Source organism: Ramlibacter algicola, from assembly GCF_016641735.1.
Taxonomy (GTDB): domain Bacteria; phylum Pseudomonadota; class Gammaproteobacteria; order Burkholderiales; family Burkholderiaceae_C; genus Ramlibacter; species Ramlibacter algicola.
The window spans coordinates 1-12,753 of record NZ_JAEDAO010000001.1; the positions used below are offsets into that span (position 1 = coordinate 1).

A 12,753-nucleotide genomic window follows, 5' to 3' on the forward strand; every position below is an offset into this window, starting at 1 on the left:
CGCGCTTCGTTTGCTTGCCCCGCTGCGATCAGCGAAGCCCTCGATTATGACAGAGTTTTTGCGAACCCGTCAACACCGTTTGCGTTTTTTCGTCTGCGACCTTGTTGAGGCCTCCAGGCGATGTGCCTGACCGCTGGGGTCGGGCGCCGCATCCGGCGAAGCCCTCGATTATGCAGCAGTTTGAAGTCCTACGTCAACTCGAGCGCTTTGCTGACCTTGCTTGCCGGCTCGGCTTGACGCCGGCGGCCTGCAGTCGGCGCGTGTTCTGCACCGGTCAGCGAGGCCGCGACTATAGAACAAGTGCGAGCGAGCTCCTCCGCAGATGCACTTTCTTACGCGTCGGCAGCAGCCAGGTTCAGCGGCAGTGACCTGAGGCGCTTGCCGGTGAGAGCGAACAGCGCGTTCGCGACGGCCGGCGCCAACGGCGGCACACCGGGTTCCCCGACACCCGCCGGTGGCCGCTCGCTGGCCACGGTCCACGTTTCCACGTGGGGCGCCTGGGCAGCCAGCAACATCCGGTAGTCGGGGAAGTTGCGCTGCTGCACTTGCCCGTCCTTGATATCGATGCGCCCGTGCAGCGCGGCCGTGAGCGCGAACACCACGGCGCTCTCCATCTGCTGCGCCACGATGGTCGGGTTCACGACCGTGCCGCAGTCCAGCGCGCACACCACACGGTGCACGCGCGGACCGCCCGCGTCGATCGACACCTCAGCCACCTGCGCCACGATCGTGCCGAACGACTCGTGCAGAGCGACGCCGCGTGCGCGGGCGGCCGGCAGCGGCGTGCCCCAGCCGGCGCGGCGCGCCGCCAGGTCCAGCACGGCGCGATAGCGCGGGGCGTGGCGCAACAGGCCGCGCCGGTACTCCACCGGATCCACCTGCATCGCCCCCGCCAGCTCGTCGATGAAGGACTCCGAGAAGAAAGCGTTGTGCGAATGCCCGACCGACCGCCAGAACCCCACCGGCACGCCCGAGCGGGTGGCGGTGTGCGCCATCCGCTGGTTCGGGAAGGCGTAGGGCAGGTCAAACAGCCCCTCGGACGTCGTCTTGTCCGGCAGGTCGACAGGCCCGGCCAATGGAGGCATCGCGCGCTGGAACCAGCGAGGCGTGATCGCATCGCCCGCGGAGTCGATGCGCAGGCTGGCCACCTGCGCGTCCTCCACCGCGGCGCGCAACCGCACGACGTGCATCGGCCGGTAGAAGTCGTGCGTGGTGTCCTCTTCGCGCGGCCACAGCAATTGGACCGGCGCGCCGCCGGCGTCCATCGCCACGCGCACCGCGACGCCGACGTAGTCCACCTCCAGCCGGCGCCCGAAGCCGCCACCCAGCAGTGGCACGTGTACCGTCACCGCTTCCGCGGGTACGCCCGCGACGCGCGCCGCGATGTCGCGTGCCATCAGTGGCACCTGAGTGGGAGCCCACACCTCGACCTTGCCGTCCGCCACGCGGGCCGTGCAGTTCATCGGCTCCATCGTGGCGTGCGCCAGGAAGGGCGCGCGGTACCAGGCTTCGATCGTGCGCGACGCCCGCCGCTCGGCCGCGTCGACATCGCCGCTGCTGTGGAACGCGTAGCCATCGCCGGAACGCACCGCGGCTTCGAGTTGTTGCTCGATGCGGGCGGAATCGAGCGGCCCCGCGGGTCGCTGCTCCCACTGCACGTCGACCGCGGCGGCCGCGCGCATCGCATGCCATGAGGTCTTCGCGATGACGGCAAAACCCGCCGTGGAGCCGCCATAGGCGGGCAGCATCACGAGCCGCTCGACACCCGGCATCTTCGATGCCACGGACGCATCGACGCGGCCCGGCGCGCCGCCGAGCATGGGGCACAGGCGGACGGCAGCGAACTTCAGCCCCGGCGGCCGCACGTCGACGCCGAACCGGGCCGTCCCATCCACCTTGGCCGGCAGGTCCAGCCGCGGCGCGGGCTTCCCGATCAGCGACCAGTCCTCGCGCGCCTTCAAACGCACCGTGCCGGGCGGCGTGGCGGCGGCGAACCGGGCCAGCTCGCCGTAGTGCGCCGATGGCCCGGATGCGTGCGAAACCACCCCGTTGCGCACCTTCAGCTCGTCGACAGGCAGCTTCCATTGCAATGCGGCCGCACCCAGCAGCGACGCGCGCGCCGTCGCGGCAGCCGTGCGCACGACCTCCCACGCATCCACCACGCTGGTGGAGCCGCCCGTCGCATTGATGCCGAGCTCGCGACCGATCTTGCCCACCACCCACCGGGCCGCCTTGGCCCGGCCGAAGCCATCCTCGCGCTCGTCGTCCAGCGGATGGAACGGCAGCCCCGCGAGCACCGTCGCGACGTTGCCGTAGATCGTGTCGTTGCCGGCGCGCTCCACGCGCACGCTGGCCAGCGGCACGTCCAGTTCCTCCGCCGCCAGCATGGGCAGCGCGGTGTACACGCCCTGCCCCATCTCGCTGCGCGGCATGGCCAGGACGATGGCGCCGTCGGCACCGACCTTGATCCAGCCGTTGAGCGCCACCTCACCGTTGCGAACCGGCAGCAGGCCGGGCGAGCCCAGGCGCGATCGCTGCGGTACTGCAAGCCAGCCAACCACCAGTGCGCCCGCACCCGTCGCGCCGGCGAGCAGGAGGGTGCGCCGCTTCATGCCTTCACCCCGGCGGCGCGCTTGATCGCGGCGCGCACCCGCTGGTACGTGCCGCAGCGGCAGATGTTGGACATGGCCTCGTCGATTTCCGCATCGCTCGGCTTGGGCTTGCGCTCCAGCAGCGCCGCCGCGGCCATCAGCATCCCGCTCTGGCAATACCCGCACTGCGGCACCTGCTCCGCGATCCACGCGGCCTGCAACGGATGGGGGCGCCGAGCGGTGCCGAGCGCTTCGATCGTCACGACGCGCTTGCCGGCCACCGCGGAGACGGGCGTGACGCACGAGCGCACCGCCTGTCCGTCCACGTGTACCGTGCACGCGCCGCAGGCGCCGACGCCACAGCCGTACTTGGTGCCCGTCAGGTGCAGCACATCGCGCAACGCCCACAGCAGCGGCATCTCCGCCTCGACGTCGACCTCGACTGCCTGCCCGTTCACCGCCAACTGCACATGCGCCTCCATCCCTCGTCAGCCCACTATAGCCAGCCCATCCGGCACCACGTAGGGGAACGTGTCCACGCGCGCGCCGATAATCGCGCGCTCCATGGCCTTGCTCACGTTGTCCGATGCCCAGCTGGCCTATGGCCATGTTGCCCTTCTCGACCATGCGGCGTTCGCGCTCGAAACGCAGGAGCGTGTCGGCCTGATCGGCCGCAACGGCGCCGGCAAGTCCTCGCTGCTGAAGATCCTCGCCGGGCTCGAACATCCCGACGACGGCACGCTGCAGCGCCAGCAGGGCCTGCGCAGCGCCTACGTGCCGCAGGAGCCCGTGCTCGACGACGAGGCCACGGTGTTCGACACCGTGCGCTCCGGCCTCGATCATGTCCTGGCGCTCATCGACCAATACACGCGCGGCGAAGGCGACCTGGACGCACTGCAAAGCCGGATCGAGGCCGAGGACGGCTGGGGCTGGGAGCAGCGCGTCGACGAAACGCTGCATCGCCTGCATCTCGCTCCCGAGGCGCGCGTGGGCACGCTGTCCGGTGGCGTGCGCAAGCGCGTCGCGCTGGCGCGGGCGCTGGTCACGCGTCCGGACGTGCTGCTGCTCGACGAACCCACCAACCACCTGGACCTCGACGCGATCGCCTGGCTGGAAGGCCTGCTGGTGGAGTTCAAGGGCAGCGTCGTCACCATCACGCACGACCGCGCGTTCCTCGACCGCGTCGCGACCCGCATCGTCGAACTCGATCGCGGCCAGCTGCGGTCGTACCCCGGCAACTTCACGCGCTATCTCGCGCTGAAGGACGAGCAGCTGGCCCAGGAGGCCGTGGTCAACGCCAAGGCGGACAAGCTGCTCGCGCAGGAAGAAGTGTGGGTGCGCAAGGGCGTCGAGGCGCGCCGCACGCGCGCGCAAGGCCGCATCACGCGCCTGGAACACCTGCGCGAACAGCGCGCGCAGCGGCGCGAAACACTCGGCCGCGTCCGCATGGACCTCGATGCCGGGGCGCGCAGCGGCAAGATCGTGGCGGAGCTGCAGGACGTGGACAAATCCTTCGGCGACCGCGTCGTGGTGCGCGGCTTCGGCGCCACCATCCTGCGCGGCGACAAGGTCGGCCTGATCGGGCCGAACGGCGCCGGCAAGACGACGCTGCTCAAGATGATCCTGGGCGAACTGGCGCCCGACCGCGGCAAGGTGCGCATCGGCTCCAACCTGCAGGTCGCTTACTTCGACCAGATGCGCAACGCGCTCGACCTCGACGCGACGCTGGAAGACTTCATCAGCCCGGGCAGCGAGTGGATCGAGATCGGCCGCCAGCGCAAGCACGTCAAGAGCTACCTGGGCGACTTCCTGTTCTCGCCGGCGCGCTCGGCGTCCCCGGTGCGGTCGCTGTCCGGTGGCGAGCGCAACCGGCTCCTGCTCGCCCGCCTGTTCGCGCGGCCCGCCAACGTGCTGGTGCTCGACGAGCCGACCAACGACCTCGACATCGACACCCTCGAACTGCTGGAAGACCTGCTGCAGGACTACGACGGCACCGTGTTCCTCGTGAGCCATGACCGCACGTTCCTCGACAACGTGGTCACCAGCACGATCGCGTTCGAGGGCGAAGGCCGCTGGCGCGAATACGAAGGCGGCGTGCAGGACTGGTTGCTGCAGTCGCAGCGCTCGCTGTCCTTGCAGCCGGCCACGGCGCCCGCGGCCAGGCCGAAGGACCCGGTCACGACAGCGGTGCCGACAGGAGCGCCCGCGACCGCCAAGCGCAAGCTCAGCTACAAGGAACAGCGTGAGCTGGAAACGCTTCCCGCCCAGATCGCGGCACTCGAGCAGGAGCAGGCCGCGATCCAGGCGCAACTGCGCGACGGATCGCTGTACGCCAGCGACCCTGCGCTCGCGGCCACGCTCGCGCAGCGCAACGCCGCCATCGAGGACGACCTGATGGCGGCACTGGAACGCTGGGACGCCCTCGGCGGCGTGTAAGGCTGGGCTGTCGCCATCTGGCGGCGGCGGCTGACCCATCCCGGACCCCGCGCGAGCGGCCCGCGATCTACAGTGGCCCAGCCATGCTGTCCTTGCCGCGCGTCCACTCCGCCGCCTTGATTCCCTGGATCGCGTCCGTCCGGCAATTGCTGGTCGTCTTCCTGCTGTGCGGCGCCACCGTCGGCTGCGCCGGCGTGCCGGACAACGTGCAGCGCACGCCGTCGCAGGCCCTGAAGGCGCCCGAGCAGACGGCCCTCGGCCAACTCGCGGCGCAGCGCCGCGGCGGCGCATCGAGCGAATCCGGCTTCGCCTTGCTCGACAGCGTCGACGCCGCCTTCGGCGCCCGGCTGGCGCTGATCCAGTCCGCGCAGCGCACGCTGGACCTGCAGTACTACGCCATCCACGCGGATGCCAGCACCGAACTGCTGCTCGAGGCGCTGCGGGCGGCTGCGGCACGCGGCGTGCGCGTGCGCATCCTGCTCGACGACTTCAACACGGCGGGCGAGGACGCGCAGGTGCTGCGGCTGGCGTTCGTCAAGGGCGTGGAGATGCGCCTGTTCAACCCGATGCCGGGTTCGCGCGGCTCCCTGATCACCAAGATCGCGGGCTCGCTGCACCAGGGCGGGCAGCTGGCCAAGCGCATGCACAACAAGCTGTTCATCGGCGACAACGCCTGGGGCATCACCGGGGGCCGCAACCTGGGCGACGCCTATTTCGGCGGCGACGACAAGAGCACCTTCGTCGACCTCGACGTGCTGGCCGCGGGCGCCGTCGTGCGCCAGATGTCCGCCAGCTTCGACCGCTACTGGAACGACGAGCTCGCCTACCCTGTGCAGGCGCTGCTGGATCGCGAGGACCTGGACAAGCTGCGCAAGGACGACAAGGAGAAGGACAAGGACGGCAACGACGTCGCCACGCCCCGCCTGCCTTCGCCGACGCCCGTCAACACCGTGCTGCCGAACGCCACGCCCACGGCGGTCGTGGAGGCGCGCAGGCCGCCGATTGACCTGCGCAGCGTGCCGCTCACGTGGGCACCTGCCGCGGTGCTGGTGGACAAGCCCGGCAAGATCGGCCCGGACGAGCAGGAAGCGAATGCGGGCGACACCGTGGTCGACGGCCTGCTGCAACTCGTCTCGCAGGCGAAGCAGGAGCTGCTGATCATCTCGCCGTACTTCGTGCCGGGGCGGGAAATGATGGGCATGTTCGCCGACCTGCGGCGCCGCGGCGTCGCGGTCCGCGTCCTCACCAACTCCCTCGCCTCGAACGACGCGCCCGCCGCGCACGCTGGCTACCGCCGCTACCGCAAGGACCTGCTCGCCATGGGCGTCGAATTGCACGAGATGCGCGCCGACCCGAAGGCCGCCGAACTGCCGGGCGGCAAGATGCCCGAAGGCAAGCAGCGGTTCGGCAGCGGTGCCGGCGGCTCCAAGAGCGCCAGCTCGCGCGCCAGCCTGCATTCCAAGGCCGTGGTCATCGACCGCCGCCTGTCCGTGATCGGCTCGATGAACCTGGACCTGCGTTCGCAGCGCAAGAACAGCGAAGTGGCGCTGGTGCTGCGCAGCCCCGCCATCGCCCAACGCGTGGCCGGCGTGGTCGAGCGCTCGTTCGCGCACGGTTCGTACCGCGTGGACCTGGACGGCGGCAGCCTCGTCTGGCGCGCGCCGCCCGGCGCCGATTTCAAGGACGCGACCAGCGAGCCCGAAGCCGGCTTCAAGCTGAAGGCGCTGGTGAACGTGCTCGCGCCGTTCGCGCCCGAGGAAATGCTCTAGGAGCCCGCGCTCCTACCCGATCTCGCGCACCAGCCGCCCGTAAGTGCGCCAGAACGCCGCGTCCTGCGTCGTCGCGAAGTTGATTCGCATCAGCGTGCTCGGCTTGCGCTGCGCGTGGAACAACGCGCCGGGCGCCAGCAGGTAGCCCTCGTCGAGCATGCGCTGCGCGAGCGCGTCGGTGTCGACGCCGGTGTCGACCCACCCGAACAACCCGGCCGGTTCCGCCGCGAAGGTGCAGCCGGCGGCCAGCGCCAGCTTCACGCTGCGCGCCCGAGCGGCGTCCAGGCGCGTGCGCAGACGCTCGGCGTGGCGGCGCAGCTGGCCCTGCTCGATGCACAGCGCGAGCGCGCGTTCGAGCAGTGCCGGCGTCGTCAGCGTGGCCAGCAGCTTGGTGTCCAGCAGGCGCGGCACCAGATCCGGGTGCGCCGCCAGGAAGCCCACGCGCCAGTTCGGCGCCAGCACCTTGGCGAAGCCGCTGACGTGGATCGTGCGCTGCAGGCCGTCGAGCGCGCACAGCCGCGTCGCGTGCTCCGGCGCGATGTGGCTGTAGGTGTCGTCCTCGACGATGTGGAAGTCGTACTGGTTGGCCAGCTGCAGGATGCGATGCGCGCTGCCCGGCGTCAGGCAATACCCGGTCGGGTTGTGGAACACGCTCACGCTGACGTACAGCTTGGGCCGGTGCGCTTCGCAATAGCGCGCCATCACCTCCAGGTCCGGCCCGTCGGCACGGCGCGGCACCGGCAGCAGTCGCATCCCCATTGCGGTCAGGCGTGCGAATTCCACCGCCCACCCCGGCTCCTCGACCATCACAGGATCGCCGGGCCGCAACAACGTGCGGCTGACGATGTCCAGCGCGTGCGTCGCGCCGACCGTCGTGATGATGTTGTCGGGACCGGCATGCACGTTCAGGCGCGAAAGCTTTTCGGACAGCGCGCGGCGCAGCGACGAGTCGCCCATCGGCTCCCCGTACTGCAGCGAGAACTCGTGCAGCGCGCGCGTGCCGGTCACCTTGCGCACCGCCGCCGGCATGAAGGTCGATTCCAGCCACTCGGGCGGGAACACGCCCATGCCCGGCTGCGGCTTGTTGCTCACGCGGTGGAACATGCCTCGGATCAGCGCCGTCGCATCCACCGGCGCGGGACGTGTGGGGGTGAAGCCCGCGGCGGTCGCCCATGCATCGACGGCTGCCGGCCCCGCAGGGGCTTTCGTGGCGCGCTGGCGCGGCTGCTGCACGGCGATCTCGCGCACGAAGAAGCCGCGGTTCTTGCGCGCCTCCACCAGGCCCTGCGCCAGCAGTTGGTCGTACGCGGCGACCACGGTCGACGGGCTCACGCCCTGCTGCTGCGCGCATTGGCGCACCGACGGCAGGCGCGCGCCGGGGGCGAGCAGGCGGTCGCGGATCCGCTCGGCAAAGCGGCTCGACAGCTGCTCGGTGAGCGATTGCGACGAGGCTTTCATCAGCATGGCGGCGGCTCCGGTGTATTGCCGGCCGGGCCGATACAGCGCGGCACCTGACCCGGCCAACTGTATGGGCGGTGTATTGGTCGGCCAGCTTACAGTGCCCCGCATGCCGACGCAATCGACCGCCTCCCGTTCGCACCCCTGGCGCGGGATGGCGCTCGGCTTCCTCGGCGTGGTGATCTTCGCCTTGACGCTGCCCATGACGCGCCTGGCCGTCGGCAGCGTCGATGCACCGGCAATGTCGGGGATGTTCGTCGCCATGGGCCGCGCGGTCGTCGCTGCGCTGCTGTCCGCCGCCTTCCTTGTCGCCACCCGCGCCCCGCTGCCGCGCCGTGCCGATTGGCCCGCGCTCGTGGTCACCTGCGCCGGCGTGGTGTTCGGCTTCCCGCTGCTCACGTCGATCGCGATGCGCTACGTGGAGGCGGTGCACGCCAGCGTGCTGGTGGGCGTGCTGCCGCTGGCCACCGCAGCGGCGGGCGCCTGGCTGCACAAGCAGCGGCCCAGCACCGGCTTCTGGGCCTGCGCCACGCTGGGCACGCTGCTCGTGCTCGGCTACGTGCTGCAGCGGAACGGCGGCACCCGCATCCATCCGGCCGACCTGCTGCTGCTCGCCGCGATGGCGGCCGCCGCCGTCGGCTACGCGTACGGCGCGCGGCTGTCGCACCACATGCGCGCCGACCACGTGATCTGCTGGGCGCTCGTGATCGCGCTGCCCCTCACGGCGCCGCTGGCCTGGACGTCGCGGCCGGAGGTGGCGCTGCCGGCGCCGGCCTGGTGGGCGTTCGCCTACGTCGCCGTCTTCTCGATGTGGCTGGGGTTCTTCGCCTGGTACCGCGGGCTCGCCGAAGGCGGCACGGTGCGCGTGAGCCAGGTGCAGCTGCTGCAGCCTTTCCTGTCCATGCTGTTCGCGGTGCCCCTGTTGCACGAAACGCTGGACACCGCCACGCTGGCGTTCGCGCTGGCCGTGATCGCCACCGTCGCCATCGGCAAGTCCATGCCGGTGCGCACCGCCCCCTTGCAGGAGCCCGCATGAAAGCCAACGACCTTCCCGCCACGCCCTGGGTGCTCGCCCGCCGTGCCGCGCGCATGAACCCCTCGGTGATCCGCGAGATCCTGAAGGTCACCGAGCGCCCCGGCATCATCAGCTTCGCCGGCGGCCTGCCCTCGCCGACCACGTTCCCGGTCGCCGAATTCGACGCCGCGAGCCGCCAGGTGCTGGCGCAGGACGGCCCCGCGGCCTTGCAGTACGCGGCCAGCGAAGGTTTCGGCCCGCTGCGCGAGCACATAGCCGCCAGCCTGCCGTGGAAGGTCGATCCGGCGCAGGTGCTCGTCACCACCGGCTCGCAGCAAGGCCTGGACCTCGTGGCCAAGGTGCTGCTCGATCCGGGCTCGCGCGTGCTGGTCGAGACGCCGACGTATCTCGGCGCGCTGCAGGCCTTCTCGCCGATGGAACCCGAAGTCGTCGGCGTCGCGAGCGATGACGGTGGCGTCATCGCCGACGACCTCGCCGCCAAGGCGCAGGACGCCCGCTTCTTCTACGTGCTGCCCAACTTCCAGAACCCGACCGGACGCACGATGACCGAAGCGCGCCGCGCCGCGCTGATCGACGTCGCCAAGCGCACCGGCCTTCCGCTCGTCGAGGACAACCCGTATGGCGAACTCTGGTTCGACCAGGCGCCGCCCGCGCCGCTCGCCGCACGCCACCCCGAAGGCACGATCTACCTGGGCTCGTTCTCCAAGGTGCTCGCGCCGGGCCTGCGCCTTGGCTTCCTCGTTGCCCCGCCGGCGCTGTATCCCAAGCTGTTGCAAGCCAAGCAGGCCGCCGACCTGCACAGCCCCAGCTTCAACCAGCGCATGGCGTGGCAGGTGATGCAGGGCGACTTCCTGCAGCGCCACGTGCCGCGCATCCGCGCGCTGTACAAGTCGCAGCGCGACGCGATGCTCGCGGCGCTCGATCGAGAGATGCCGGGCCTGGGGCTCGAATGGAACCGTCCCGAAGGCGGCATGTTCCTGTGGGCGCGGCTCCCGCGCGGCGTGAATGCTGTGGACCTGCTGCCGCGCGCGGTGGAACGAGGGGTCGCCTTCGTGCCTGGCGCGGCCTTTTTCGCCGGCGCCGAGGACGACCCCGAGGCGCTGCGCACGCTGCGCCTGTCGTTCGTCACCGCAACGCGCGAGCAGATCGATCGCGGCATCGCCGCGCTGGCCGAGGCCATCCGGGAAGTGACGTGATCCGCCTCTGGGGCCGCCTGTCGTCCATCAACGTGCGCAAGGTGGTCTTCACCTTGCGCCTGCTGCACCTGCCCTTCGAACGCATCGATGCCGGCGGGCCGTTCGGCATCGTGTGCACGCCCGAGTACCTGGCGCGCAATCCGAACGCGCTGGTTCCGCTGCTGGACGACGACGGTTTCGAGCTCTGGGAATCCAACGTCATCGTGCGTTACCTCGCTGCACGGCATGGCGACGGGCTGCTCTACCCGGCCGACCTGCAGCAGCGCTTCGATGCCGAGCGCTGGATGGACTGGCAGCAGACGACGCTCAACGGCGCCGGCCGCGAGGCCTTCATCCAGTTCGTGCGCACGCCCGAGGCGGAGCGCAGCGCCGACCGCATCGCGCAGTCCGTCGCCGCGACCGAGCCACTGTGGGACCTGCTCGACGCGCAACTCACCGGCCGCACCCACATGGTGGGCAATGACCTCACCATCGCCGACATCCCGATCGCCTGCGAGATGCACCGCTGGCGCGGCCTGCCGCTGGACTGGCGCGCCCGTCCGAATCTCGACGCGTGGTGGGATCGCGTCCGCCGCTTGCCGGCCGCCGCCGGCGTCCTCGACCTTCCGCTGTCCTGACCATGACCTCACGCCCGTTCCAGCAAGTCGACGTGTTCACGTCCGTGCCCTACCTGGGCAATCCCGTCGCCGTGGTCCTCGATGGCCGCGGACTCACCACCGGTCAGATGCAGGCGTTCACCAGCTGGACCAACCTGTCCGAAGCGACCTTCGTGCTGCCGCCCGAGCATCCGGACGCCGACTACAAGCTGCGCATCTTCTATCCCAAGGCGGAACTGCCCTTCGCCGGCCACCCGACGCTGGGCAGCTGCCATGCCTGGCTGGCCGCCGGTGGACGGCCCAAGGGCGAGTTCATCGTGCAGGAGTGCGGCGTCGGGCTCGTGAAGATCCGCCGCGACGGCGAGCGCCTCGCGTTCGCTGCGCCGCCGCTGCGCAAGTCGGGACCGCTGCCCGAGAGCGACGTCGAGCTGATCGCGCGAGGCTTGGGCGTGCCGCGGGCGGACATCGTCGCGCACGCCTGGTGCGACAACGGCCCGAACTGGCGCGGCGTGATGCTGCGCGATGCGCAGCAGGTGCTCGCGCTGAAGCCCGACGGCGCCGTGCTGGACGGACTGGATGTCGGCGTCGTCGGCGCGCGTGGGAAGGTCGGCGTGGTGGGTGCCCGCAACGACGACTGTGCGTTCGAAGTCCGCGCCTTCTTCCCGGGCAACAACGGCATGGCCGAGGACCCGGTCACCGGCAGCCTGAACGCGGCGCTGGCCCAATGGCTGATCGGCTCGGGGATGGCGCCGCCGCGCTACATCGCTTCGCAAGGCACCGCATTGGGCCGCGCGGGTCGTGTGCACGTCGAGCGCGACGCGAGCGGCGAGACCTGGATCGGCGGCGCCTCCGTCACCTGCATCGAAGGCCAGGTGCACCTGTGACCGGCACGCGCATCGACCACCTCGTCGTCGGTGCGGATTCGCTCGCGCAAGGCACCGCCTGGTGCGAGCGCACGCTGGGCGTCACGCCAGGGCCCGGTGGCGAGCACGCGTTCATGGGCACGCACAACCGGCTGCTGCGCATCGCGACGGTCGACCATCCGCGCACGTACTTCGAAGTCATCGCACCGAACCCGGCGGTGCCACAGGCGCCGGAAGGCCGCCGCCGCTGGTTCGACCTCGACGAGCCGCGCGTGCGCGACGCGCTGCGCACGCACGGCCCGCGGCTGCTGCACTGGGTGGTGCAGGTGCCGGACCTCACCGCTGCAGTTGCCGCGTGGCAGGCGCTCGGCATCGAACGCGGCCGCATCGTGGCCGCTTCGCGCGAAACGCCGCGCGGCCTGCTGCGCTGGGAGATCACGGTGCGCGACGACGGCCAGCGCCTGTTCGACGGCTGCCTGCCGACGCTGATCGCCTGGGGCGACGTGCACCCGGCCGCCACGATGCCCGACAGCGGCGTGACGCTGCACGGCGTTCGCGTGCGCCACCCGCAGGCCGCGCTGCTTGGCCGCGCCTTCGCCGCCATCGGACTCGAAGGCGTCGAGCTGGCCGAAGGCTCGCCGAACCTCGGCGTGACGCTGCTGGGCCCGCGGGGGACCGCCCGGTTGGCTTCGGACGGGCTGTGAACCGGATGGGCTGTCCGACAACGCGTCGGCAGGCTCCTACACCGCTGTCGGTGCGCGCTGCCTAGAGTGGGGACCAGGCGCCGCGAACGAGCGCCGGAGGTTCT

General features: G+C 70.8%; 10 protein-coding genes. 7 read left to right on the forward strand and 3 right to left on the reverse strand.

Features of this window, described 5'->3' with window-relative positions:
• Nucleotides 1-332 precede the first annotated feature (332 nt).
• Together I8E28_RS00005 and I8E28_RS00010 are read right to left on the reverse strand one after the other, a co-directional pair.
• Nucleotides 333-2,612, reverse strand: a complete 2,280-nt coding sequence (locus I8E28_RS00005) for a xanthine dehydrogenase family protein molybdopterin-binding subunit (protein ID WP_200785804.1) — start codon at nt 2,610-2,612, stop codon at nt 333-335.
• Nucleotides 2,609-3,061 carry a (2Fe-2S)-binding protein gene (locus tag I8E28_RS00010; protein ID WP_338050695.1) on the reverse strand — a complete coding sequence of 151 codons (453 nt, stop codon included), beginning with the start codon at nt 3,059-3,061 and terminating at the stop codon, nt 2,609-2,611. The genes I8E28_RS00005 and I8E28_RS00010 overlap by 4 nt, the downstream gene beginning before the upstream one ends.
• 94 nt (nt 3,062-3,155) lie before the next feature.
• Here I8E28_RS00010 and I8E28_RS00015 point away from each other — a divergent pair, with 94 nt between their 5' ends.
• Both I8E28_RS00015 and I8E28_RS00020 read left to right on the forward strand, forming a co-directional pair.
• Entirely contained in the window at nt 3,156-5,027 is a 1,872-nt protein-coding gene (locus tag I8E28_RS00015) for an ATP-binding cassette domain-containing protein (protein ID WP_200785806.1), read from the forward strand.
• Nucleotides 5,028-5,110: 83 nt separating this feature from the next.
• On the forward strand, nt 5,111-6,796 hold the full coding sequence (locus I8E28_RS00020) for a phospholipase D family protein (protein WP_200785807.1): 1,686 nt from the start codon (nt 5,111-5,113) through the stop codon (nt 6,794-6,796).
• A 12-nt stretch (nt 6,797-6,808) separates the two neighbouring features.
• Here I8E28_RS00020 and I8E28_RS00025 read toward each other — a convergent pair whose 3' ends face one another.
• On the reverse strand, nt 6,809-8,260 hold the full coding sequence (locus I8E28_RS00025; protein ID WP_200785808.1) for an aminotransferase-like domain-containing protein: 1,452 nt from the start codon (nt 8,258-8,260) through the stop codon (nt 6,809-6,811).
• Between the two features lie 103 nt (nt 8,261-8,363).
• On the opposite strand from I8E28_RS00025, the gene I8E28_RS00030 reads away from it, so the two are divergent.
• Genes I8E28_RS00030 through I8E28_RS00050 form a run of 5 tightly spaced genes read left to right on the forward strand, consistent with a single transcriptional unit; the run spans nt 8,364 to nt 12,649 of the window.
• Nucleotides 8,364-9,290, forward strand: a complete 927-nt coding sequence (locus I8E28_RS00030) for a DMT family transporter (RefSeq protein WP_200785809.1) — start codon at nt 8,364-8,366, stop codon at nt 9,288-9,290.
• Nucleotides 9,287-10,486, forward strand: a complete 1,200-nt coding sequence (locus I8E28_RS00035; RefSeq protein ID WP_200785810.1) for an aminotransferase-like domain-containing protein — start codon at nt 9,287-9,289, stop codon at nt 10,484-10,486. The genes I8E28_RS00030 and I8E28_RS00035 overlap by 4 nt, the downstream gene beginning before the upstream one ends.
• Nucleotides 10,483-11,103, forward strand: coding sequence for a glutathione S-transferase N-terminal domain-containing protein (locus tag I8E28_RS00040; protein ID WP_200785811.1), 621 nt, complete (start codon nt 10,483-10,485; stop codon nt 11,101-11,103). The genes I8E28_RS00035 and I8E28_RS00040 overlap by 4 nt, the downstream gene beginning before the upstream one ends.
• 2 nt (nt 11,104-11,105) lie before the next feature.
• The gene (locus tag I8E28_RS00045) at nt 11,106-11,966 is read left to right on the forward strand and encodes a PhzF family phenazine biosynthesis protein (RefSeq protein WP_200785812.1); all 861 of its coding nucleotides are present in this window, start codon (nt 11,106-11,108) and stop codon (nt 11,964-11,966) included.
• Entirely contained in the window at nt 11,963-12,649 is a 687-nt protein-coding gene (locus I8E28_RS00050; protein ID WP_200785813.1) for a VOC family protein, read from the forward strand. Before I8E28_RS00045 ends, I8E28_RS00050 begins: the two co-directional genes overlap by 4 nt.
• Nucleotides 12,650-12,753: the final 104 nt, after the last annotated feature.